A 22,228-nucleotide genomic window follows, 5' to 3' on the forward strand; every position below is an offset into this window, starting at 1 on the left:
GTTCATCATATGACAGTTCGTTAGCGAATGTTGCCACTTTCGCCAAAATACGGAATGTTACGAAAAAATAACGATGAATTTCGATGAAAGAAGTGTCGGACTTTCTTCGATGAGGCATAATTGATCCTGTTCTCAATGATGAGCGCGGTGTAACGTTGTAGTTACCGCATAGGTACGCAGAGGAGGTGTCATGGCTACGCATGACGTCGACGAGACTGTTCTGACACTGATTGGATCCGGTCAAGCTGATACGAGGCCCGCTCTTGTCAAGCAGACAGGTCTCGCACCCTCAACGGTGTCAGCCGCCGTCTCGCGCCTCGTCGAGGCCGGGGTCATCGCCGAGGCGGACCACTCCGTCTCCACCGGCGGGCGGCGTGCGCGCCGCCTCATCACCTCCGACGGGGCGGGCGCGCTCGCCCTCGTCGAGTTGGGGGCCCACCACGGCCTCGTCGCCCTGACGGATCCGGTTCGCGGAGTTGGGGAGGCAACCAGTCTCCTCGTCGACATCGCGAAAGGACCCCGGGCGGTGCTCGATGCCGTCATGGACGAAGTCTCCCGCCAGGAAGATGCTGCCGGTGTGCGGGTCGGTGGCCTCACCATAGCGGTCCCCGGCCCCGTCGACGCACAGCGCTCGCGCGTCATCCGTCCCGCCCGCATGCCGGGGTGGGACGGCATCAACGTCGCCGAGGTCGTGACGGAGTTTTGCGGCCTACCCGCCCTCATTGAGAATGACGCGCGCGCGGGAGCCATCGGCGAATCCGTTTTCCGACGTCGCCTCGAAGGGGTCACGCCCATTGACACGCTCATCTACGTCAAGGCTGGATCCGCCATCGGAGGTGCCTACCTCGTTGAAGGCGTGCCCCAGGTGGGGCAGGGCGGACTGGCAGGGGATGTTTCCCACATACCCGTCGAAGCCGCCGCTGGCCGTCCCTGCAAGTGCGGCAACGTCGGCTGCCTCGAGACCATCGCGTCCGCCGACTCCATCCGCGCTGACCTGGCTGCCTCCGGCCTCGTCTACGAAAACAACGCTCAGCTTTTGGCCGCCGCCCGCGATGGCGTCCCCGAAGTTGCAACCGCCATCCGGCATGCGGGTGCCCTCCTGGGGCACTGCCTCGCTCACCTCGTGTCTTTTCTGGCACCTCAGGCAGTCATCGTCGGAGGAGCCCTCTCCGCCGTCGACGCCTTCACAGCCGGAGTGCGCGCAGCCCTCCACCAATCCTGCCTCCCCTCGATCATGGAAAACCTCGTGACCGAATCATCTCGATCAGGGCGCGAAGCGGCGCTCTGGGGGCTTTCGACACTCACCCCGACCAAGTTCTCAAAGGAGAATCGCTCATGACCAAACCCCGTATTGCGGTCGCCGGAATCCACATCGAATCCTCGACGTTCACGCCCTATATGTCCACCGCCGACGACTTCATTGTCACCCGTGGCGAAGAACTCATGGACCGCTTCTACTGGCGTGATGAGGACTGGGCCACCCAGATCGAATGGATCCCCGTCCTGCACTCGCGCGCCCTGCCCGGCGGCGTCGTTGAGCGCGGTGCCTACGACGCGTGGAAGGCGGAAATCCTCGAAGGACTCGCTGGCGCGGGTCCCCTCGATGGCCTCTTCTTCGACATTCACGGCGCCATGAGCGTCCAGGGCATGGACGACGCAGAGGGTGACCTCATCAACGCGATCCGCGGTGTCATCGGCCCCGATCCCATGGTGAGTGCGTCGATGGACCTGCACGGGAATGTTTCCCAGGATCTCTTCGACGGCTGCGATATTCTCACCTGCTACCGCCTCGCGCCCCATGAGGATGCCCTCGAGTCGCGCCGCCGCGCCGCCTACAACCTGGGCATGCGCCTCCTGAACGGGCAGCCCAAGCCAGTGAAGGCCCTCGTTCACGTCCCCGTCCTGCTGCCCGGAGAAAAGACCTCGACCCGCATCGAGCCCGCGAAGTCTCTCTACAAGATGATCGACCCCATCGAAGAGATGGACGGCATCCTGGACGCCGCGATCTGGATCGGCTTCGCGTGGGCCGACCAGCCCCGCTGCAAGGGGGCGGTCGTCGTCACGGGCGACGATGCGGGCCTCGTCAAGGAGCAGGCCGAGCGCATCGGCCAGTACTTTTGGGACGTGCGCGATGCCTTCGAGTTCGTCGCCCCCGTCGCCTCCATGAAAGAGTGCTTGGCTGCCGCAGAGGATGGCCCCAAGCCCTTCTTCATCTCCGACTCCGGTGACAACCCGGGGGCCGGTGGCGCGGATGACGTGACGGTTGCACTGAAGGCTCTGCTCGAGTGGAAGCCCGTCCAAGATGCCACGCTCGACATCGTCTACGCCTCGATTATTGACCCCGTCGCGGCGGGTGCCGCCTGGGAGGCAGGCGTCGGTGCCGAGGTCGACCTCGAGGTCGGCGGACACATCGACACCCGCGAACCCGGACCGCTCAACGTTCATGCGAGAGTCGAGGCCCTCGCCGACGATCCCATGGGTGGCCGCACCGCGTTGCTGCGCACGGGCGGGTTGCGCTTCATCGTGACCACGAACCGCAACCAGTACACGATGTACAGCCAGTTCGAGCTGCTCGGCGTGGATATCACCACCGCCGACGTCGTCGTCGTCAAGATCGGCTACCTCGAGCCCGACCTGTACGAGACCCAGAAGGGTTGGCTCATGGCGCTGACCCCCGGCGGCGTCGACCAGGATCTCATCCGCCTCGGTCACCACAAGATTGAGCGCCCGATGTACCCCTTCGATTCGGATATGGCAGATCCTGATCTGCATGCACAGGTCGTTGTGCCATGAGTGCCGTCAGGGATTCCCAGGGCCCCGTATTCGCGGGAATCGACATCGGCGGCACCTCCATCAAATGGATGATCGTCGACGAGGCCGGTACGATTCTCACGCAGGGCAACCAGCCAACCGAGCGTGAGGCCGTGGCCGCACAGGTGGGGCGCATCGGTGCAGGGCTGGCGGGTGGCTATCCGGGACTGATCGGATTCGGACTGATATGCCCCGGCCTCGTCGATGAGACGAGCGGGACCGTCGTGTACGCGGCAAACCTTGAACTGCGCGGCGTCCAACTGGCGCGCGCGGTCGAGGATGCTACGGGCGTGCCCTGCGCGCTCATGCATGATGGGCGCGCCGCGGGCCTGGCCGAGGGACTCCTCGGCGCGGGTCGCGGGGCCTCGTCTTTCCTCATGATGCCCATCGGGACCGGTATCTCCGTCGCCCTCATGCTCGGAGACAACCTGTGGAGCGGTGCGACGTTCAGCGCCGGGGAAGTCGGGCACTCGCCTGTTTTCCCCGGTGGTGAATCCTGCCGCTGCGGGTCGCGTGGATGCCTGGAGGTCTACGCTTCCGCGAAGGGCATCGCCCGACGCTACGAACAGGCAACGGGCGAGGACATTGGCGCGAAGGCCATCGAGGACGCCATCGGCAACGACCCGGTCGCGACTGAGGTGTGGGATACCGCTGTTCGCGCCCTTGCGCTGTCCCTCACCCACATGACGCTCACCGTCGACGTCGAGCGCATCATCATTGGCGGAGGCCTGTCGCACGCGGGGGAGAACCTACTGGCACCGCTGCGAGCGGAATTCGCGTCGATGCTGACATTCCGCGAGGCCCCTGAGATCGTGCGTGCTTCCCTCGGGGGAGGCGGCGGTCGCTGGGGTGCTGCGATCCTGGCCGCCCGCGTTGGCGGCTCGACGTGCTACGAGAGGTGGCAGCCGTGACGATTGTTGAAATTTGCGTCGAAGACGCTGTGGGTGTGCGCCGTGCGCGAGACGGGGGAGCGGATCGCATCGAGATCTGCACCGACCTGTCGTGTGGCGGCCTGACTCCCGCATTCGACGATGTGCAGGCTGCCCTGGAGGTGGCTCCCTCCGGCGGTGTCCAAGTGCTCGTACGCCCGCGCCCAGGTGACTTCGTCCACACTCGCGAGGAGGTCGATCGCATCGCCTCTGATATTGAGACCCTCTCGTCGATCGGTCGGGGCGCACCGGTGCGACTTGGCTTTGTCGTCGGCGTTGTGACGCGCGACGGGAACATCGACGTGGATGCAGCCGCGCGCCTGCGTGATACGGCTGAGGACGCGCCTCTGACCTTCCACCGTGGCTTCGACCAGGTGATAGATCAGGATCGAGGTCTCGACGTTCTCATGGAGCTCGGCTATGACCGCGTGCTGACGACGGGTGGTGATCCGGCCGTTGCACAGCCGCGCGCTCTCGCCCGCCTCGTGGAGCGCGGGGGAGAGGATATCGTCATCTTGGTGTCGGGTGGTCTGCGCGCTCACAACGTCGCCGAAGTTGTGGCAGCCTGCGGTGCGCGCGAGGTCCACATGCGTGCCCCCGGTCCCTCCGGTACAGACCAGGCCGAGGTTGAGCGGATCGTCTCTGCCCTGCACGGCTCACCCGGCTCACGCATTCCAACAAATGCATAGCGATTCGTCTGACAAATCGCTGATGGGGGTGTAAGGTTAAACACATGAGAATTGGAATTTTCAACGACGAAGATCAGATCGCGTCCCTCGCAGCGGACCGCATCCTTGAGGTGTACCGTGCTAAGCCGAACTTCGTGCTCGGCCTGGCGACCGGCTCCTCGCCGCTCAAGCTCTACGCAGAGCTCGTGCGCCGCTACGAGGCAGGTCAGATCTCCTTTGCCCAGGTTCGTTCCTACAACCTCGACGAATACGTGGGCCTGCCCCGCGACCACTACGAGGGCTACGCGAACTTCATCCACCGCAACCTCGTCGACCTCGTCGACATGCCCGAGGGCGCGGCACACGGCCCCGACGGATGGTGCGATGACCTTGAGGCTGGCGCTGCCGCCTACGACGAGGCCATCAAGGCCGATGGTGGCATCGACATCCAGGTCCTCGGCATCGGAAGCGACGGCCACATCGGCTTCAACGAGCCCGGCGGCACCCTCGCGTCGCGCACCCACGTGGGCGTCCTGACCGAGCAGACCCGCCGCGATAACGCCCGCTTCTTCGATGGCGACATCGACCAGGTCCCCACCCACTGCGTGACCCAGGGCCTGGGCACGATCATGGACTCGCGCGCCCACATCTTCATCGCCACGGGTGAAGGTAAGGCCGACGCGGTCAAGGCCATGATCGAGGGCGGCGTCACCCAGCGCTGGCCCGCCTCCATCCTCCAGCACCACCCCGACGTCACCGTGCTCCTTGACGAGGCTGCCGCCTCCAAGCTCGAGCTCGCAGACTTCTACAAGGAGGTCTGGGAGAAGGAACACCTGTGAGATAGGTTCCCCATCCGACCGAGCCCCGGCCTCGTAACAGCGAGGCCGGGGCCCTATTGTGCGCGTCGCTTCTTCGCTCCCGGCGCACGCGCGCCACCCGCTGTCAGCACCCACGGGCACGTACAATGGACCCCATGCGTAATGCCCTCGATGAACCCACCGGCCCCTCCGCGCCCTCCGGTCCCTCCACCGCGTCCTCGACCGGCCTGCTGGAGCGTACCGAGACCCGCAAGGAGCACACGGGCGGGGACGGCGACCGCTTCGCCCACTTCGTGCGCAAGGACAAGGCGAACTCATCGATGGTCACGGGCCAGCCCGTCGTCGCCCTGTGCGGCAAGGTCTGGATCCCCACCCGCGACGCCTCGCAATACCCGGTGTGCCCCACCTGCAAGGAACTGCGCGACTCGATGGGGAAGAATGGCCGTAACTGGCCATTCTCCGACGGCGGAAAGGGCTCCGACAAGTGAGCGAGATAACCCGGCGCGCACCCGTTGGCAGGCTGCGCGCCTGGCAGGCCGCTGCCTTGGACCGCTATATGGCGACCTCCCCGCGCGACTTCCTGGCGGTCGCGACCCCGGGCGCAGGCAAGACGACCTTCGCCCTGACTCTCGCGACCGAGCTGATCGCCCGCGGTATCGTCGACAAGCTGACCGTCGTGTGCCCCACCGAGCACCTGAAGGGGCAATGGGCATCGAGTGCGGCGCGTTTCGGCATCCACATCGACCCTGATTTCACGAACGCGCAGGGCGTGGCTGGCTCGCACTTCGACGGGGTGGCCGTCACCTACGCGCAGATCGGCTCCAACCCGGCCGTCCACGCGGCGCGCACCCGCGCCTATCGCACCCTCGTCATTCTCGATGAGATCCACCACGCCGGTGACTCCCTGTCGTGGGGTGATGGCGTGCGCGAAGCATTCACGGACGCGACACGTCGCCTGGCCCTGACGGGCACGCCCTTCCGCTCCGACACCTCTCCGATCCCCTTCGTCACCTACGAGGAGGACGAGGAGGGCATCCGACGCTCGCGCGCCGACTACACGTACGGCTACGGCGATGCGCTGAAGGACAACGTGGTGCGGCCCGTCCTGTTTATGTCCTACTCGGGGCAGATGGCCTGGCGTACCAACGCGGGAGACGAGGTCAGCGCTCGCCTCGGTGAGCCCCTCACGAAGGACATGATGAAGCAGGCCTGGCGCACCGCGCTGGACCCCAAGGGCGAGTGGATTCCCGCCGTCCTGCGAGCCGCTGACCTGCGCCTCGAAGAGGTGCGCCGCGCCGTGCCTGACGCGGGCGGCCTTGTCATCGCTTCCAACCAAGACCACGCGCGCGCCTACGCGCGTCACCTGCGCCTCATTACCGGCAAGGCCCCCACGATCGTGCTGTCCGATGACGCGGACGCCTCCGACCGCATCTCCGAGTTCGCCGGCTCCGCCGACAAGTGGATGGTCGCCGTGCGCATGGTCTCCGAGGGCGTCGATGTGCCGCGCCTTGCGGTCGGTGTCTATGCGACAAACGCTTCCACGCCGCTATTCTTCGCCCAGGCCATCGGCCGGTACGTGCGAGCCCGGCGACGTGGCGAGACGGCCACCGTCTTCATCCCCTCTGTCGTGCCTCTGCTGACCCTTGCCGGTGGCATGGAAGTCGAGCGCGACCACGCGCTGGATCGTCCCCGGCGGGAGGAGGCCAGCGAAGACGACATGTGGAACCCCGAGGATGCGCTGGTCGCCGCGGCGAACCGTGAGGAAAAGGCGTCCTCCGACCTGCTCTCTCAGTTCGAGGTCTTGGGGGCGGACGCCGAGTTCGACGGCGTCCTTTTCGACGGTGCCGCGTGGGGTGCGGGTGCCGAGGTGGGCTCCGAGGAAGAGCAGGAATACCTCGGTATCCCCGGCCTGCTTGACGCCGATCAGGTGACGACCCTGCTTCGCGCCCGCCAAGCTGACCAGGTCGCCGCCCAGAAGAAGACCCGCGCCGCGCAGAAGATGCGCGAAGACAATGCCGGCATTCCGGCCCACAAGCTGCGTGCCGCCAAGCGCAAGGAGCTCCAGCATCTGGTTTCCACGTGGTCGCGTCGCTCCGGTGAAACCCACGCGACCATCCACTCGCGCCTGCGTTCGCGATGCGGCGGCCCCGAGGTCGCCCAGGCCACGACCGAGCAGATTGAGGCACGCATCGCCCTGCTGCGCGAGTGGTTCGTCGGCCGCCACTGACGCGGCCCCGCACCGCGGGGCGCGCCTCGACGTATCACCAGCTCCGGCCTCGTCCCTCACAGAGAGGGACGAGGCCGGAGCTTCGTAGAAAGAGGCTGCGCTCAGTCGACCTGCTCGTAGCGCGTGGGGATCGCGACCTCACCCTCGGAGAGGCGCCACGCCTGGTAGGGCAGCTCGTTGCGGGCGCGCAGGTGGCGATCCTGGGCGCGGGACAGCGCCTCGGGGCCCCAGGCGGCAGCATCGATCTGGCCGCCGCGAACCAGCTGCACCTGCAGCGGGCGGGCACCGCGCTCGGCCAGGATAGCCTGCCCCTCTTCGAAGGATGGACCGACGAGCAGGAGCTCCTCGGTCGCGTATCCGTCTTCGCCCATGATGCGGCCGGCAACCTTGCGTCCGCCGACCGTGGACTTCGATTCGGCCTTCTTGGCGACTGACACGATATGCCCATCGCTGTCCTCGCGCTGGACGACCTTGTAAACCAGGGCCGCCGTCGGAACGCCCGAGCCCGTCACCAGCTTGGTGCCCACGCCGTAGGAGTCCACCGGGGCAGCGCCCAGGGCGGCGATCGCGTACTCGTCCAGGTCGGAGGTCACCGTGATCTTCGTGGTCGTGGCACCCATCGCGTCGAGCTGTCCTCGCACCTTGAACGCCTGAGCGACCAGGTCGCCCGAGTCCAGACGCACCGCGCCCAGTTCGCCGCCCGCAGCGCGCGCAGCCTCGACGGCGTTGATGACGCCCTGTTTGATGTCATAGGTATCCACGAGCAGCGTCGTGCCCGGACCCAGCTTGGAGACCTGGGAATCGAAAGCGTCGCGCTCGGTGTCGTGCAGAAGCGTGAATGCGTGGGCAGCCGTGCCGATGCAACGGATCCCGTAGCGTTTGGCGGCCTCGAGGTCGGAGGTGCCCTGGAAACCGCCGATGATGGCGGCCCGCGCGGCGGAAACGGCGGCGCGCTCATGGGCGCGGCGCGCACCCATGTCCATGCAGGGTCGGCCGTGGGCGGCAATCGTCATACGCGAGGCAGCAGAAGCCACGGCGCAGTCGTGATTAAGGATCGACAGGAGCAGCGTCTCCAGGAGCGTACAGTCCGCGAAAGTGCCTTCAACGGTCAGCAGGGGAGAACCGGGGAAGTAGCACTCGCCCTCGGCGTAGCCCCAGATATCGCCCGCGAATCGCCACGACGCCAGGAACTGGGCGGCTTCCTCGGAGATGATTCCCTGGTCCTTCAGCCAGTCGATCTGCTCCTCGTCGAACTCGAAGCGTTCCAGGGCCTCGAGAATACGGCCGGTTCCAGCCACGACGCCGAAGCGGCGGGTGGCGGGCAGGCGACGGCCAAACAGCTCAAACGTGCAGCGACGATGCGCGGTGCCATCCTTCAAGGAGGCGTCGAGCATCGTGAGCTCGTACATATCGGTCAGTAATGAAGTGGATGTCGATGCAGGCATAGTGTGAGCCTACCCTGAGAAGCGCATCACCGGGGTGCGAATGAGCTTCCCTGACACGTCAATACCCCCTAGTGTTGACGTATGACAACGATCCTCCAACCCGCGTCTCGCGCGCACGAAGCACCCACAGCGGTGCCGCGTTGGCGCGCCGTCGTGTGGGACGATCCTGTCAATCTCATGAGCTACGTGAGCGCTGTTTTTCGGCAGTATTTCGGCTATTCCGCGGCCCGCGCTGACGAGCTCATGATGGCTGTCCACACGCGCGGACGCGCCACCGTTTCAGCGGGAGTGCGTGAGCGCATCGAAGCCGACGTGATGGCAATGCACTCCTATGGGCTGCGCGCCACCATCGAAGAGGACAGAGACTGACGAATGGAAGGTTTCGCTCCTCGAGACGGCGGCTTTGCTTCGTCGATGAGTAGAGACGAAGCACTGCTCTTGCGTCAGCTGGCCACCGAGGTGCTCGTCGTCCTCGACGATCCCGGTGACTTTGGCATGACCTCGTCGATGCTCAGTGCGCTCACCGAAACTGAACTGCGCAGGGATGCCCCGCGTGAACGAACCCTGCGGATGCTGCTTCCCTCCATGAGTGAGAACGGTGATGACGCCGCGCGGATGCGTGCCCTCACCGAGGACCTGCTGCGCCGCGAGAAGTCGGTTCGGCTGCGCTCAATCGTCAGCGATCTTGACCACATCGTCCACGGTGGGTCCGATACCCTCGTCATACGCCCCGATGACGTGTGGTCGTGGCTGGGTGCCCTCAACGACATACGCCTTGGCTTGGCCGGTGAGCTGGACCTATCGAACCAGAGTGATGCGCGGCGCATCGAAGAATTAGCGATGCGCGAGCCGACGGGGGAGCGCTCGCAGACTGTCGCCGCGATCTATATGCTCGTTACATGGTGGCAGGACTCACTCCTTGAAGCCGTCAATAATCCTTAGTAACGCATAAGGTCGATACATGAACAACGCCCCGATCGGAATTTTCGACTCGGGCCTAGGTGGGCTGACGGTGGCTCGTGCAGTCATCGACAAACTGCCCGACGAAGAGATCATCTACCTGGGCGACACCGAGCACACGCCCTATGGTCCACGCGCTATCGCGCAGGTGCGTTCGCTGACGCTGTCCGCCCTTGATGAGCTGGCCTCGCGTGGTGTAAAGGCTCTTGTCATCGCCTGCAATACGGCCACCGCCGCCGCGCTCGCGGACGCTCGGGAACGATACTGGATCGACGCTGGCATCCCCGTTATCGAGGTCATCACCCCCGCCGCTCGCCAGAGCGTCATCGCTACCCGTAACCATCACGTCGGCGTCATCGCCACGAAGGCAACCATCGAGTCCGAGGCGTACCTGCGCGCGCTCGCGGCCGTCCCCGGGCTCGCGGTTAGCCAGCAGGCGTGCCCCGCGTTCGTCGACTTCGTCGAGGCCGGGGTGACTACGGGTGACGCGATCGAGGCCGTGGCGCGCGAGTACCTGACCCCCCTAAAGGAAGCGGGCGTTGATACGTTGATCCTGGGGTGTACCCACTATCCGCTGCTGACCGGCGTCATTGGCCGCATCATGGGCGAGGGCGTCACGCTTGTGACTTCCTCCGAGGCCACGGCAAACGTCACCTACAACGAGCTGGTGGATCGCGGCCTCCTGCATGACCCGTGGCCCGCGGGCGAGGGGCCGAGCCACCAGTTCCTCGCCACGGGTGCTTCCGAGTCTTTCCCTCATTTGGCTCGTCGTTTCCTTGGCCCCGAGGTGGGTTCCGTTGTCCGCGTGAATACCGGTGGTGGTGTCGCATGAAGCTCACTGTTATCGGCGCGACCGGTTCGATGTCGGGCCCGGAGTCGCCCGCCTCGTCCTACCTGGTTCAAGCCCGCGGAGTCGACCCGCAGTCAGGGCAAGAACGGACGTTCTCGCTCGTGTGCGACCTGGGGCCGGGGTCTTTCGGGGCGCTATGGGCGCACGTGTGCCCGCGCGAGCTCGACGCGCTCGCACTGTCCCACTGCCACGCCGACCACATGGGCGACATCATCTCCCTTCAGGTGTATCGCAAGTGGGGGCCGGGAACGGCCGCATCTGCGCTGCCCCTGTATGGGCCCGCGGAGACGATGCGTCGCGTGCGCCAGATCGAGGACGCCCCAGACGATGAGGCGTACAAGGTTGAATTTGCTTTCACTCGCATGCAGCTGGGGGAGGCCTATCGGGTCGGTCCCATGACGATCCGTCCGTACCGGGCCCTGCACCCGGTCGAGGCCTTTGGCCTGCGCATCGAAGGGCCCTCCGAGGAGGATCCCGAGCGTCTCGTGTCCATGTTCTACACGGGCGACACCGACCTATGCGACACCATCATCGAGGGTGCGCGCGGTGTCGACCTCCTCCTCAGTGAGGTCGGCTTCACGAGCGACGAGACCGAGCCGGACATGCACATGGACGGCATGCGCGCCGGCGAGGTGGCAACCAAGGCCGGTGTTGGCCGCATGATCGCGACCCACATCCAGCCGTGGACGCCCCGTGAGCGGGTTGCCTCGGAAGTGCGACAGACCTGGTCCGGGCCCCTGGATTTTGCGACCTCCGGGATGCAGATCAGCCTCTGAGCAGTCCCTCGCCCCACCTGTGGGGTGAAGCGAGGAGACTGCCCAGTCACTCGCCGGGCGTGGAGTACGCGGCGTTGTGCCGCTTCCACTCGGCCAGGTACGCGGCCACGCGAGTGGGGCCTGCGGCCTTGGACCAGCCATGATTCTTGTGCCGCAGCAGGATCTTGCGCGTACCCAGCGACGGCAACGGTGTGATGCGCATGCCGTCTGTGTGCGCTCCGGCCAGCGCCATGGCCGGGAGAATCGTCGAGCCCGTGCGGGCGCGTACGAGGGCGCGGGCGGCCTCGTACGTCGCGTACAGGTGGGGTGCCCATCGCGTATCCGGAAACGCCTTCGTGATGCGGCGCATGACATGGTCGCCACTGGTGCCCGGATTGACGCGCAACCATGTCAGGTCGGCGAGGTCTTCGATGGAGCCAATCGGGGGAGCGGAGTCGGGGGTGACGAGTACCCAGGGCTCGTCGATGAACGGAATGTCCGTGTAACCGCGCGGAGGGAGACCGGGGTCTTCGTCGCGTTCGATGACGAGAATGTCGTACTGGCCCGTGCGCAGGGCCGCCATTCCGGTTGTCTCTTCAGTTTCCTCAATGCGCAGGTCGACTCCAGGCAGTGCGTTCAGGATGTCGGGGAGCGCTGGGATGAGGGTGGACCGGCAAATGGTCAGGAACGCCCCGATGGTGACCGTTCCCGTGACCTGTCCCGTCAGTGGTCGCAGGGCCTTGAGGGCTTCCTCGATGTCGGCGTTGATACGTTCTCCGGCCTCGGCGACGATGGTGCCGGCGGGGGTCAAGATGGCGCCGGAAGTGGTGCGTTCGACCAGCTTCAGGCCGACTTCTTCTTCGAGTTTTTGGATCTGCTGTGAGACGGCTGAGGGGGAGACCATGAGGATGTCTGCGGCGGCAACGATGCCGCCTTCACGTGCGACGGACAGAAGGAAAGGTAAGCGGCGGGGGTCGATGTCCACACGAACTCCTTCGTTAAGTGAAACTGTAAGATAACTATAGAACCATTCAATTGTGCTTGACCACCGGAAGGTGCATCATATGAGTCATGACGATCTCATCTCTGGCAATCACAATCCTCGGCTGGCTTGGCGCGGCCGCTTCTATCGTCGCCTACTACCTGGTGTCCTCCAAACGATTCGCTCCTGATTCCTTGCGCTACCACTCGCTGAACGTCTCCAGCTGCATTCTGCTGGCCCTCGCCTGCGCGTCCACTGGAGCGTGGCCGTCCTTCCTGACCAACGCCATCTTCATCGGTGTCGGCTGCACCATGATCTGGCGCGTGCGAAGCCGCCTCGCGCGCCGAGTCATGCAGGTCATCCGTTTCTTTGATGTGCGCCGCTACTTGCCGCGCCGCGCGCGCCTGGCGCGCGCCCGTTGATTCGTCGTTGAATCGGGGGATGTGAGGGGGCAGGCCCGCGGGCCTGCCCCCTCACTCTATCCACCGCCCGATCAATTAAGAACGATGGATCTCCTTGGTCAAGACTTTTCCAAGCCGAACCAAGGAAAAGTCTGTAAGAAGATCTTCATAGAAAGGTTAGAAAACATCGATGGAGAAAGCGGGCGATAAGGCGCATTATGTCAGTATGACGCGGTGACAGATCCATCGCACTGTACTCAAAGAGGAGCACACCATGTCTCGTTTCGTCGTATCACTCCTTCGTCGCCTCTCCCATCCCCGCAGGGTGCGTCAACAACGCAACCCCCTGCAGTTCTCGATGGACCGCCCCATCTTCGGTAATCTCGTCGCCCGTTGATGGAGCGCCCGAGGGCGCAACACGCATGTGCCGGACACCTACGGGTGCCCGGCACATTTGTGCATGCGATGATTCTCAGCCGCGCAGGTATTCGACGATGCGAGGCATGAGCGCGCGGAAGGCGATGCCGCGATGGCTGATCGCATTCTTCTGCTCGGCGCTCATCTGCGCAGTCGTGACCTCGAAGCCCTCGGGGACAAAAATCGGGTCGTAACCGAATCCACCCTCACCGCGCGGGGAACGCGTCAGCGTGCCGCGCACCTCGCCACGCTCGACGAACTCGCGGCCCTCGGGGGTCACGAGAACGGCGGCCGACACGAAGGCAGCCCCGCGGTGGCGGTCGGGAACGTCGGAGAGCTGATCGATGAGCAGACGCAGGTTCGCCGCGTCATCGCCGTGGGAGCCAGCCCAGCGCGCGGAGAAGATGCCGGGTGCCCCGCCCAGCACGTCCACCGTGATGCCGGAGTCGTCGGCAATCGCTGCCAGGCCGGTCGCGCGAGCCAGCGCACGCGCTTTGATCAGTGAGTTTTCCTCAAAGCTGATGCCGTCTTCGACCGGGGAGGCCACGTCGAAATCGCTCATGCGTGCCACGCATCCGGACTCGAAGCCCTCCCATGCGGGGGCGAGGATGGCCTCGAGCTCGCTGACCTTGTGCGCGTTGGAAGTCGCAAAGACCAGGCGCGCGCTCACGGGCGCACCTCTACGCGCTCCATCAGGGGAGCCTCGAGCGCGAGCTTCTGGGCGGCAGCCAGCCGCGCGTTGCCCAGCGTTGCCAGGTCCAGCAGCTCGTTGAGTTCGTCGCGGCTGAAGGGGGCGTGCTCGGCGGTGCCCTGCACCTCGATGAAGCGGCCGTCGCCGGTCTGCACGACGTTCATATCGGTCTGCGCGCGCACATCCTCCACGTAGGGCAGATCCAGCATGGGGGTGCCGTCGATGACGCCCACAGAGATCGCGGAGATCGAGTCGGTGAGAACTGTGGCGGAAGGCTTGAGGATGCCCTGCTCCTTCGCCCAGGTCACCGCGTCGGCGAGGGCCACGTAAGCGCCCGTGATGGCCGCCGTGCGGGTGCCGCCGTCGGCGCGCAGAACGTCGCAGTCCAGGACGATGGTGTTCTCTCCAAGCGCGGACACATCCACGATGCCGCGCAGGGAACGGCCGATGAGGCGCGAGATCTCCTGGGTGCGGCCACCCACTTTGCCCTTCACGGACTCGCGGGAAGAACGCTGCTCGGTCGCGCGCGGGAGCATCGAGTACTCGCCGGTCACCCAGCCCTCACCGGAATCGCGCTTCCAGCGCGGCACTCCCTCGGTGAAAGACGCAACACACAGGACGCGGGTGTTACCGAACTCAATGAGGACGGAGCCCTCACCGGTTCCCGACCAACCGCGGGTAATGGAGACGGGACGGAGCTGGGACGGGGTGCGCCCATCGGCGCGCAGGGGAGTATCTGTCATAGTGCCTAGGGTAGCCCACCGCGTTACCGTGGAGTTATGAGTCTTGATCTACCTCTCGTCCGCGGTCATGTTGATCCGGCCGTCGAGCTGCGCGAAGCGGTGGTTCCGGCAGCGCTGGTGCGCGCCGGTGAGGCTGACATCATCGTCGTCGATGCGCACGGCCTCGTCCTCCTCGACGAGGCCGAGGCGTTGTCCTCGGATAGTCCGCTGCTGCGACGCCTGGTCGGGGACGAGGCTGTGCGTGCGCTGGAGGGGACCACGGCCTCGTTCATCGGGGTCGCGAACGGGCGGCCTGTCGTCGCGGTCGAGACGAGCAGGGATGAGGCCTCGGGGTGCTGGGAGCACCTGAGGGCTGTCGGCTGGAAGCTCGACGGCGACGACGCCGCCCTGGCGCTGACGGCCCTGGCACTGGCGGGCTGGCACGCGACCTACCGATACTGCTCGCGTTGCGGCTCCCCGGTCGAGCTCGTGTCCGGCGGCTGGGCCGCGAAATGCGGCGCGTGCGACCGGCTCGAGTATCCGCGTCAGGATCCCGCCATCATCGTTCTCGTCCAGGATCACGACGGACGCGTGCTTCTGGCGCACAATGCTGCGTGGCCGCCGGGTTTCGTGTCGATCATCGCCGGTTATGTCGAGGCCGGGGAGTCGCCGGACGTCACCGTTGCTCGGGAGGTGGCCGAGGAAGTCGGCGTTGAGATTGAGACCCCGACCTACGTCGCAACCCAGCCCTGGCCGTTTGGGCGCTCGCAGATGATGGGCTACCGTGCTCGTACCCTCGAGCCGAGCCCCACCCCGCAGGCGGATGGCGTGGAAATCGAGTGGGCGCGCTTCTACAGTCGCGACGAGCTGACGTGCGCGCTAGAAACCGGGGAGATCAGCGCGTTCGGACGCGCTTCGATCGCCTACGCACTGCTGCGCGAATGGTACGGTTGCGACCTTCCGAACGGCCCGGATGGCGCGGGACGCAACTGAGCATGGGCGATGGAACAATGGGAGGCATGAACCCCGAGGAACTGCTGGACGCCCTGGACCCCGATCAGCGCGCCGTCGCCACGCAGGTGGCCGGTCCGCTCGCCGTTCTGGCGGGCGCGGGCACCGGTAAGACTCGTGCGATCACCTATCGCATCGCGTACGGGGCGGCCATGGGTGCCTTCGACCCGTCCAATGTGCTCGCCGTAACCTTCACGCAGCGCGCTGCCTTCGAAATGCGTCACCGCCTGGCTCAGCTGGGGGTTCCCAAGGCCCAGGCTCGAACCTTCCACTCTGCGGCGCTGCGCCAGCTACGCCACTTCTGGCCCACCGTCGTGGGCGGACCCCTGCCCGACGTCATCCCGCACAAGGCCTCCCTCGTCGCGGCTTCCGCCGCGCGCCTGGGAATCACGATCGACCGCACGAACGTGCGCGATATCGCGGCCGAAGTCGAATGGGCGAAGGTGTCGATGATCGACGCCGCCCACTACGCCTCGCGCGTGGCTCGTCTGCGCCGCGACGTGCCCGCCGGGCTGGACGCGGGGGACATGGCCAGGCTCCTCGACGTATACGAGGACGCGAAGAACGAACGCGGCGTCATCGATTTTGAAGACATCCTCATCTACCTGTGCGGGATGCTGCAGGAACGCGCGGACGTCGCTTCGATCGTGCGCAAGCAGTACCGCTCCTTCGTCGTCGACGAGTTTCAGGACGTCAACCTCCTGCAGGCTCGCCTGCTCGACCTGTGGCTCGGTGGGCGCCACGACGTGTGCGTCGTCGGCGACGTCGCCCAGACCATTTACTCGTTCACGGGCGCGTCCCCGGACTATCTGACGGGTTTCGGGCGCAAGCACCCGGGTGCTCGCATCGTGGAGCTGACCCGCGACTACCGCTCAACCCCGCAAATCGTCACTCTCGCTAACGACGTCCTTGCCCGCTCTACGCAGCGCGAGGGCACGGTGCGCCTGTCCAGCCAACGCGACGGTGGTGCTCAGGTCGCCTATCGCACCTACGACGATGATCGGGCCGAGGCGGAGGGCGTCGCAGCGTCGATCGCCGACCTCATCGAGGGGGGCGTGGCACCCCATTCGATCGCCGTCCTCATGCGCACCAACGGGCAATCCCAGGCGTTCGAAGAGGCTCTGGGTGTGAGGGGTATCCCCGTGGCCGTCGCCGGGGGCAAGCCCTTCTTCGCTCGAGACGACGTGCGAACCGCCATCTCACGCCTGCGGGCCGCGGCGGCGGCCGCCACCGACCAGGGGCGCGTGGCTGAGATCGTCCGAGACGTCCTCTCGGGCGTCGGCTGGTCACCCGAGGCACCCTCCGGCCAGGCGGGTTCTGAGCGGTGGTCAAACATGAATGCGATCGTCGGCTGGGCGGACGACAGCTCGGCGGACACTCTTGTGGCCTTCGTCTCCGAACTCGATGAGCGCGTCGCCTACCAGGTCGAACCGGACAAGGCCGGCGTCGAGCTGGCCACCATTCACGCGGCCAAGGGCCTCGAGTGGGACGCCGTCTTCCTCGTGGGCGTCGCGGAGGGCCTCCTGCCGATCTCGTATGCAAAGACCGCCGCCGCGCGCGAGGAGGAACGACGCCTGCTCTATGTAGCCGTGACGCGTGCACGCGACCTGCTGACCGTGTCGTGGGCTCGATCGCGGGGTGCCGACGGGCGGGGCAAACGCAAACGAAGCCGCCTGCTCGACGGTATCTGGCCCGAGGAGGTCGGCGTTGGCGCGCCCAAGAAGAAGGCGCGCGCCTCCACCCGAGCCCTCAACCGGGCCTTCGAAGAGGAGGCATCGCCCCAGGCGATCGAGCTCTTCGGGCGTCTCAAAAAATGGCGCCTCGAGGTGTCACGCCAGGCGGGTGTGCCACCCTTCGCGGTCTTTACGGATCAGACCCTGCGCGATATCTCTGTGGCCATGCCGAAGAACACGACGCAGCTGCGCGTCATCCGCGGCATCGGTGACGTGAAGGTGCAGCGCTTCGCCGCCCCCGTCCTTGCGATCGTGCGCGGCGAAGAGGTCATCGTCGACGAGGGTGCCTGAGCTAGGAGGCGAGCCCGTTGATGCCGCACACGCAGCGGCGAGCAGGTTCCACGTCCTCAACCCGCACCGACCCGTCCTCGCAGATGGTTGCGACCTGCGCGCACTGCGACTCGGTCAGAGTGCCCGAGACGAAGTCCACTACCAGCTGCCCCACGCGTTGGGCCGCCGCAAAGTGAGTCAGCAGGGCCAGCGGTGCGAGAGGCCAGTTCTCCAGCTCGCGCAGGTGCGCTAGGTGGAACGGATCAGACGCCGCGCGAGCGAGCTGGGAACACTGGTAGCAGGGGGTAGCCCCGGGGATGACGAACGGGCCAACCTCGTAGGAGTGCTCGCCGCGCGTGACGATGAGGTGAGGGGTGTCGTGCGCGGTGAGCTCGAACGGGATCCCCGGATCGACAACCCGATCCGCTGACACGATCGTCAGCTCGGGGCTTCCCTGGGCGTAGAGCTGTGGCAGCGGGATGAGATCGCGGAGCGTGCGGCGCACCGCGCGGTGGCGCGGGGTTCCCGTGTAGTGGCCGCCAAAAACGCGATCCCAATCCTCGTCGACGAGGGCGTGGGTCTCGATCGACAGCGATAGTGAGAGCGTGTCGACGAGACTGTGGAGTGCGAGGAGCGTCGCCGGAACCGCGCCGGCGATGCCGAGCGCGAGGCGGGGGAGGGAATCGCTTCCTTCGGTGAGGCGCGCCTCGGCCAGCGCCGCGAGAAGCTCGGGCGAGGCCTGAACGTCGCCGCGCTCGCGGGTGGGGTGTGCCTGCTGGCTCAGCCAGATCTGGTCGCTCGCGTGCAGATTGCTCAGGAGGATGTGCCGACTGCGGTCGCCGCCGACCTGTACGCTGCCGGGGCCTCGCCAGAGGATAGCCGTATTGTGTGCCAGGTTCATGTCAGTCTCCTTCAGTTCGTACCTGATGGAGTCATCATGGACCCGCACGGCACGCGCGCGGGGGCGTTTGAAAAATCTGTGGAAAACTTGTCAGATCTTTTTGGAACGAATCAGTTCTTCTCGCGAGAGTCGTCCGATTCCTCGGTGTCAGGGGAGGGGTCGTCCGAGGCAGCCGAGGCCTCGCTCCCCGGCTCGAGCCCGTCCGCCCAGCCGAGCGTCCCATCGAGAAGAGAGTTGAGCGCGGCGTCGATATCCGCGTCCTCTTCAGCCGCAGCACGGCGAAGCGTTAGGAACGTGTCGGGCGTGGCCAGCTCCGTCTCCGAGGGCACCATATCCGGGTGTGACCACAGGGCCTCGCGAGCATCGCGACCGCCGTCGGCCTCCACCAGCGTGAAGATGGAGGCGGCTCCTCGAGCCTGGCGCGGACGCATCTTGAGCCCCACGAGGGAACCCAAAATCTCCTCCGCAGGGCCGCCCGAGGCGCGGCGACGGCGCATCATTTCGCGCAGCGCATCCGCGTGGGGGAGGTAGGGCAGGGTCGCGCGGGCTGTGACGACCTCAACCCAGCCTTCGATGAGGGCCAGCATGGTCTCCAGACGGGTGAGCGCGCGGCGCTGGTCCGGAGTCGTTGACAAAGCAAACACACCGCCGCTGAGCGCCGACTCCACGGACGTCGGGTCAGAAGGATCGACCGAACGGGCAGCCTCGGTGATCGCCTCCGTGTCGATAGCGATCTGGGAGGCGTAGCGCTCGACCGCGCGCACAAGGTCGCCCTCCAGCCACGGCACGGAGGCGAAGAGACGCCGGTGGGCGGCCTCGCGGACAGCGAGGAACTGACGAACCTCGTCGAAGGGGATGTCGAGCCCCTCGCAGAACTGGGCGACGTTGTGGGGCAGGAGCGCCGCGTGCGAGGCGTCCGACAGGGGAATGCCCGTGTCGTACGTCCCGAAGGACTCGCCTGCCAGGGCCGCCAGGACGCGGGAAATCTGAGCCGAGAACATCATCGCGGACAGGCGCGGCATCATCTCCTGCGTCTTACCAAGCATCGCCGCCATCCCGTCGGGCAGCGACGCAGAATCCTCGAGGCCACCCTCGCCAAACTCCTCAGACAGTGCCGCAGACAGCGCGCGCGACACGTTCAAAGCAATTGGCTCGCAGATGCGCTTCCACGTCGGGATCGTGTGCTCGACCCACGACACCCTGCTCCATACGTCGCGGGTCACAGGACCAGAGGCGAAATCCGTGACGGCGTCGAGCCACAGGTCCGCGACCGTCATCGCCTGACGCGCTGCCTCGGCCTCGGTGGCCGTGGGAGCGGGATCGCCGCTGGCGTAGGCGGCCTGCTTCGCGCCGTCCTCCACCAGACGCCAATTGACCGGGCCGGCAGTCGTATTCATGAGGAACTGGAACTGGCCCATCGCCGCGCGCATGCGAGCAGGATCGGAAAACTCCGCGGGCAGGTTCGCGGGATCGAAGCCCTGGGCCTGAAGAGCGCGAGCGGCCTCGGCCGCTGCCTCGTCGCCCAACACGGAGCGCAGGAAATCCTCAAAGGGGGTGCCAGACTCGTTCTCACTCATGACCACAGACTAGCCGCCCCTTGTTCGCGAGGGCTGACAATCGCCTGCGAAAACGCTGAGAGCTGAAGGGGAACGCGCGGCGGACGTGCGTCGGTTGCTCGCGTGGGACACAATGACACGGTGAATGATACGGAGATGACCTCGTCGGTCGACCATCTACTGGCTTTTGAACAGGCCCCGACGAAGCGCCAGCCGATCGTTAGCTGGCGCTTTCTGACGGCGGCCTTGGCTCTCCTCGCGATGGTCGTGATCCTCTTCCTGATCCCCGTCCCCTTCGTCGTCTCCAGCCCCGGACCGACGTTCAACGTCCTCGGGACAGCAGACGGGGAGTCCATGATCGAGATCGAAGGAACGGATCCCGCAACGGGGGAGAACGTCCAGCTCGATGACCCGCAGTCGGCCCCCGTGACCGGCAAGGCGAAGCCGGGTCAGGGGCAGCTGCGCATGGTCACGGTATCCGAATCTGGAGGGCCTGGAAATCGCCTCAACTTCGCCCAGCTGATCGGAGCCTACTTCGATGAGCACAGCAAGATCGTCGACTACGAGTCGGTGTATCCCGAGGGAACCACGCGCGAACAGGTCAGCGACGCCCAGCTGGCGATGATGCGCAATTCGCAGACGACCTCCCAGGTAGCCGCGCTCGAATACCTCGGTTGGGACGTCCCCGCTACCGTCACGATCGAGGGCGCGGTCGAGGGGTCCAACGCAGAGGGCATCGTCCAGCAGGGGGATATCCTGCGCGCGATCACCACCCCGGACGGAACGCGCCACGAGGTCGCAGACGCGGGCACGCCGTTCTCGCTCATGCGCGCGGTCCCTGCGGGATCGACGATGAGCCTGACGGTCGAAAGAAACGGGGAGACTCACGATCTCTCCTTCGACTCGGTCGCATCCTCGGCCTCGGAAAGCGGTTCCAAGCTGGGCATTTATCTTTCCGTGAACCCGACGCTGCCCGTCGCGATTTCCTTCAACCTTGACGGCGTGGGAGGGCCCAGTGCGGGCATGATGTTCTCCCTCGGCATCATCGACCGCATGACGCCCGGCGACATGACGGGTGGCAATGCGATCGCCGGGACCGGCACCATGTCTTACGACGGCCAGGTCGGTGCCATCGGCGGCATCCAGCAGAAGCTGTGGGGCGCCCACGACGACGGTGCTCAGTGGTTCCTCGCCCCGAGCTCCAACTGCTCCGAGGTCGTCGGACACGTCCCCGACGGCCTACGCGTCGTCTCGGTATCCACCCTCGACGAGGCGGCCAACGCGGTTCGCTCCATAGCCGACGGTACGGCAGACGCACTGCCGACCTGCCAGTAGCCCTCCTCGGCCCGCCCACCGCCCACGGGTAGGTGGGGACGAAAAGGCCCCGGCCTCGTCCCCTCTCGGTGTGGGGTGAGGCCGGGGCCTCCGCTGTGCTCTCAGGCGTCCTCGTCCGTCACCGGCTCGAGGGAGGCGCGTAGGGCGTCGACCAGTGCGGGAACGAGCGCCGAGCCCTGCCCGACCTTGTCGTCGGAATCGAAGGCGCGGGTGCGCAGCGCGCACCACGACTCGCCCGTGCGCATCACGCCCACGGCCAGGCGCACATCGGTGCGCAGCGGGTGGTTGGCGACGAACGCGAGGGCCTCCTCGGGATCCTTGGGGGCTTCGTCCTCAACCTCCGGGGGAACGACGATGCGCTCGACGGTGATCGCAGCACCCGGCACCGTCTCCGGCCACGCAAGGTGGGCCAGGACCTGCTCGATATCGTCGTCGGCCAGGTCTTCCTGGATGATCGCGCTCAGGTGATCATCGCTGCCGTCCCAGCCCGAACGCAGCTGTTCGGCGATATCAGCCGGTAGGTTCGGGTCAGCCAGCAGCATCGCCGTCGGGACCAGCGCGTAGATAGAGGGCGCGTGATCCCATCCCACCCGGGCGGCACCCTTCTCGATATCGACAACCACATTGGCCAGCGCGATCTCGCGCGCACTCGGCATCATCTCAACAGTCATGCCTCCCATAATCTCACGGAGAGCGAATAAGACCGAGGCGAAGTTACACCTGTGCGCGGCTACACTGGATGGGAG

The 22,228-nt window shown here is 65.9% G+C and carries 23 protein-coding genes; 16 read left to right on the top strand and 7 right to left on the bottom strand.

Going from position 1 to position 22,228, the window contains the following annotated elements:
• Positions 1–190 precede the first annotated feature (190 nt).
• The 7 genes from RDV55_RS08275 to RDV55_RS08305 all read left to right on the top strand — a co-directional run bounded on the left by RDV55_RS08275 (position 191) and on the right by RDV55_RS08305 (position 7,453).
• A complete protein-coding gene (locus RDV55_RS08275) occupies positions 191–1,339 on the top strand; it encodes an ROK family transcriptional regulator (protein ID WP_111823760.1) in 1,149 nt (382 codons plus the stop codon).
• Complete coding sequence (locus RDV55_RS08280) at positions 1,336–2,793, top strand: M81 family metallopeptidase (protein ID WP_111823761.1); 1,458 nt, start codon at positions 1,336–1,338, stop codon at positions 2,791–2,793. The genes RDV55_RS08275 and RDV55_RS08280 overlap by 4 nt, the downstream gene beginning before the upstream one ends.
• Complete coding sequence (locus RDV55_RS08285) at positions 2,790–3,722, top strand: ROK family protein (RefSeq protein WP_111823762.1); 933 nt, start codon at positions 2,790–2,792, stop codon at positions 3,720–3,722. The genes RDV55_RS08280 and RDV55_RS08285 overlap by 4 nt, the downstream gene beginning before the upstream one ends.
• Entirely contained in the window at positions 3,719–4,429 is a 711-nt protein-coding gene (locus tag RDV55_RS08290) for a copper homeostasis protein CutC (protein ID WP_174703814.1), read from the top strand. Before RDV55_RS08285 ends, RDV55_RS08290 begins: the two co-directional genes overlap by 4 nt.
• 44 nt (positions 4,430–4,473) lie before the next feature.
• The gene (gene nagB / locus RDV55_RS08295) at positions 4,474–5,247 is read left to right on the top strand and encodes a glucosamine-6-phosphate deaminase (RefSeq protein ID WP_007590223.1); all 774 of its coding nucleotides are present in this window, start codon (positions 4,474–4,476) and stop codon (positions 5,245–5,247) included.
• Positions 5,248–5,381: 134 nt separating this feature from the next.
• Positions 5,382–5,714 (top strand): DUF3039 domain-containing protein, encoded by a 333-nt coding sequence (locus tag RDV55_RS08300; protein WP_111823764.1) that lies wholly within the window; start codon positions 5,382–5,384, stop codon positions 5,712–5,714.
• Positions 5,711–7,453 carry a DEAD/DEAH box helicase gene (locus RDV55_RS08305; protein ID WP_111823765.1) on the top strand — a complete coding sequence of 581 codons (1,743 nt, stop codon included), beginning with the start codon at positions 5,711–5,713 and terminating at the stop codon, positions 7,451–7,453. Before RDV55_RS08300 ends, RDV55_RS08305 begins: the two co-directional genes overlap by 4 nt.
• Positions 7,454–7,554: 101 nt before the next feature.
• On the opposite strand, the gene RDV55_RS08310 is transcribed toward RDV55_RS08305, so the two are convergent.
• Positions 7,555–8,898 carry a nicotinate phosphoribosyltransferase gene (locus tag RDV55_RS08310; RefSeq protein ID WP_111823766.1) on the bottom strand — a complete coding sequence of 448 codons (1,344 nt, stop codon included), beginning with the start codon at positions 8,896–8,898 and terminating at the stop codon, positions 7,555–7,557.
• A gap of 81 nt (positions 8,899–8,979) precedes the next feature.
• Between RDV55_RS08310 and clpS the strand changes: the two genes are divergently transcribed.
• The 4 genes from clpS to RDV55_RS08330 are packed head-to-tail and all read left to right on the top strand — an operon-like array spanning position 8,980 to position 11,484.
• Entirely contained in the window at positions 8,980–9,267 is a 288-nt protein-coding gene (gene clpS / locus RDV55_RS08315) for an ATP-dependent Clp protease adapter ClpS (protein WP_111823767.1), read from the top strand.
• 3 nt (positions 9,268–9,270) lie between these two features.
• Entirely contained in the window at positions 9,271–9,840 is a 570-nt protein-coding gene (locus RDV55_RS08320) for a DUF2017 family protein (RefSeq protein ID WP_111823768.1), read from the top strand.
• A gap of 19 nt (positions 9,841–9,859) precedes the next feature.
• Positions 9,860–10,690, top strand: a complete 831-nt coding sequence (gene murI / locus RDV55_RS08325; protein ID WP_111823769.1) for a glutamate racemase — start codon at positions 9,860–9,862, stop codon at positions 10,688–10,690.
• Positions 10,687–11,484, top strand: coding sequence for an MBL fold metallo-hydrolase (locus RDV55_RS08330; RefSeq protein WP_111823770.1), 798 nt, complete (start codon positions 10,687–10,689; stop codon positions 11,482–11,484). Before murI ends, RDV55_RS08330 begins: the two co-directional genes overlap by 4 nt.
• A gap of 46 nt (positions 11,485–11,530) precedes the next feature.
• Here the strand turns inward: RDV55_RS08330 and RDV55_RS08335 are convergent, their stop codons facing one another.
• Entirely contained in the window at positions 11,531–12,448 is a 918-nt protein-coding gene (locus RDV55_RS08335) for a LysR family transcriptional regulator (RefSeq protein ID WP_111823771.1), read from the bottom strand.
• Between the two features lie 86 nt (positions 12,449–12,534).
• Here RDV55_RS08335 and RDV55_RS08340 point away from each other — a divergent pair, with 86 nt between their 5' ends.
• Both RDV55_RS08340 and RDV55_RS08345 read left to right on the top strand, forming a co-directional pair.
• Positions 12,535–12,867, top strand: a complete 333-nt coding sequence (locus RDV55_RS08340; RefSeq protein WP_111823772.1) for a CBU_0592 family membrane protein — start codon at positions 12,535–12,537, stop codon at positions 12,865–12,867.
• A gap of 253 nt (positions 12,868–13,120) precedes the next feature.
• Positions 13,121–13,243 carry a hypothetical protein gene (locus RDV55_RS08345; protein ID WP_281267698.1) on the top strand — a complete coding sequence of 41 codons (123 nt, stop codon included), beginning with the start codon at positions 13,121–13,123 and terminating at the stop codon, positions 13,241–13,243.
• Positions 13,244–13,318: 75 nt separating this feature from the next.
• Here RDV55_RS08345 and rdgB read toward each other — a convergent pair whose 3' ends face one another.
• Positions 13,319–13,933: an RdgB/HAM1 family non-canonical purine NTP pyrophosphatase gene (gene rdgB, locus RDV55_RS08350; RefSeq protein WP_111823773.1), complete on the bottom strand. Its 615-nt coding sequence runs from the start codon at positions 13,931–13,933 to the stop codon at positions 13,319–13,321.
• Positions 13,930–14,697: a ribonuclease PH gene (gene rph / locus RDV55_RS08355; RefSeq protein WP_111823774.1), complete on the bottom strand. Its 768-nt coding sequence runs from the start codon at positions 14,695–14,697 to the stop codon at positions 13,930–13,932. The genes rdgB and rph overlap by 4 nt, the downstream gene beginning before the upstream one ends.
• A gap of 36 nt (positions 14,698–14,733) precedes the next feature.
• Between rph and nudC the strand changes: the two genes are divergently transcribed.
• Both nudC and RDV55_RS08365 read left to right on the top strand, forming a co-directional pair.
• Positions 14,734–15,669, top strand: coding sequence for an NAD(+) diphosphatase (nudC, locus tag RDV55_RS08360; protein ID WP_111823775.1), 936 nt, complete (start codon positions 14,734–14,736; stop codon positions 15,667–15,669).
• 26 nt (positions 15,670–15,695) lie between these two features.
• Positions 15,696–17,711, top strand: coding sequence for an ATP-dependent DNA helicase UvrD2 (locus tag RDV55_RS08365; RefSeq protein WP_111823776.1), 2,016 nt, complete (start codon positions 15,696–15,698; stop codon positions 17,709–17,711).
• Between the two features lies 1 nt (position 17,712).
• Here the strand turns inward: RDV55_RS08365 and RDV55_RS08370 are convergent, their stop codons facing one another.
• Both RDV55_RS08370 and RDV55_RS08375 read right to left on the bottom strand, forming a co-directional pair.
• The gene (locus RDV55_RS08370) at positions 17,713–18,591 is read right to left on the bottom strand and encodes a hypothetical protein (protein WP_111823777.1); all 879 of its coding nucleotides are present in this window, start codon (positions 18,589–18,591) and stop codon (positions 17,713–17,715) included.
• 110 nt (positions 18,592–18,701) lie between these two features.
• Complete coding sequence (locus tag RDV55_RS08375) at positions 18,702–20,168, bottom strand: zinc-dependent metalloprotease (RefSeq protein WP_111823815.1); 1,467 nt, start codon at positions 20,166–20,168, stop codon at positions 18,702–18,704.
• 135 nt (positions 20,169–20,303) lie between these two features.
• Between RDV55_RS08375 and RDV55_RS08380 the strand changes: the two genes are divergently transcribed.
• Positions 20,304–21,482 carry a YlbL family protein gene (locus tag RDV55_RS08380; protein ID WP_111823778.1) on the top strand — a complete coding sequence of 393 codons (1,179 nt, stop codon included), beginning with the start codon at positions 20,304–20,306 and terminating at the stop codon, positions 21,480–21,482.
• A 101-nt stretch (positions 21,483–21,583) separates the two neighbouring features.
• Here RDV55_RS08380 and RDV55_RS08385 read toward each other — a convergent pair whose 3' ends face one another.
• Positions 21,584–22,153, bottom strand: a complete 570-nt coding sequence (locus RDV55_RS08385; RefSeq protein WP_111823779.1) for a PPA1309 family protein — start codon at positions 22,151–22,153, stop codon at positions 21,584–21,586.
• Between the last annotated feature and the right edge of the window lie 75 nt (positions 22,154–22,228).

The sequence above is a fragment of the Schaalia odontolytica genome, from assembly GCF_031191545.1.
Taxonomy (GTDB): domain Bacteria; phylum Actinomycetota; class Actinomycetes; order Actinomycetales; family Actinomycetaceae; genus Pauljensenia; species Pauljensenia odontolytica.

Bases quoted from the DNA above. Each gene is read 5' to 3' on its own strand.
- RDV55_RS08275 (WP_111823760.1), top strand. From the start codon at position 191: ATGGCTACGCATGACGTCGACGAGACTGTTCTGACACTGATTGGATCC.
- RDV55_RS08280 (WP_111823761.1), top strand. From the start codon at position 1,336: ATGACCAAACCCCGTATTGCGGTCGCCGGAATCCACATCGAATCCTCG.
- RDV55_RS08285 (WP_111823762.1), top strand. From the start codon at position 2,790: ATGAGTGCCGTCAGGGATTCCCAGGGCCCCGTATTCGCGGGAATCGAC.
- nagB (WP_007590223.1), top strand. From the start codon at position 4,474: ATGAGAATTGGAATTTTCAACGACGAAGATCAGATCGCGTCCCTCGCA.
- RDV55_RS08300 (WP_111823764.1), top strand. From the start codon at position 5,382: ATGCGTAATGCCCTCGATGAACCCACCGGCCCCTCCGCGCCCTCCGGT.
- RDV55_RS08310 (WP_111823766.1), bottom strand. From the start codon at position 8,898: ATGCCTGCATCGACATCCACTTCATTACTGACCGATATGTACGAGCTC.
- clpS (WP_111823767.1), top strand. From the start codon at position 8,980: ATGACAACGATCCTCCAACCCGCGTCTCGCGCGCACGAAGCACCCACA.
- RDV55_RS08320 (WP_111823768.1), top strand. From the start codon at position 9,271: ATGGAAGGTTTCGCTCCTCGAGACGGCGGCTTTGCTTCGTCGATGAGT.
- murI (WP_111823769.1), top strand. From the start codon at position 9,860: ATGAACAACGCCCCGATCGGAATTTTCGACTCGGGCCTAGGTGGGCTG.
- RDV55_RS08330 (WP_111823770.1), top strand. From the start codon at position 10,687: ATGAAGCTCACTGTTATCGGCGCGACCGGTTCGATGTCGGGCCCGGAG.
- RDV55_RS08340 (WP_111823772.1), top strand. From the start codon at position 12,535: ATGACGATCTCATCTCTGGCAATCACAATCCTCGGCTGGCTTGGCGCG.
- RDV55_RS08345 (WP_281267698.1), top strand. From the start codon at position 13,121: ATGTCTCGTTTCGTCGTATCACTCCTTCGTCGCCTCTCCCATCCCCGC.
- rph (WP_111823774.1), bottom strand. From the start codon at position 14,697: ATGACAGATACTCCCCTGCGCGCCGATGGGCGCACCCCGTCCCAGCTC.
- nudC (WP_111823775.1), top strand. From the start codon at position 14,734: ATGAGTCTTGATCTACCTCTCGTCCGCGGTCATGTTGATCCGGCCGTC.
- RDV55_RS08365 (WP_111823776.1), top strand. From the start codon at position 15,696: ATGAACCCCGAGGAACTGCTGGACGCCCTGGACCCCGATCAGCGCGCC.
- RDV55_RS08370 (WP_111823777.1), bottom strand. From the start codon at position 18,591: ATGAACCTGGCACACAATACGGCTATCCTCTGGCGAGGCCCCGGCAGC.
- RDV55_RS08375 (WP_111823815.1), bottom strand. From the start codon at position 20,168: ATGAGTGAGAACGAGTCTGGCACCCCCTTTGAGGATTTCCTGCGCTCC.
- RDV55_RS08380 (WP_111823778.1), top strand. From the start codon at position 20,304: ATGACCTCGTCGGTCGACCATCTACTGGCTTTTGAACAGGCCCCGACG.
- RDV55_RS08385 (WP_111823779.1), bottom strand. From the start codon at position 22,153: ATGACTGTTGAGATGATGCCGAGTGCGCGCGAGATCGCGCTGGCCAAT.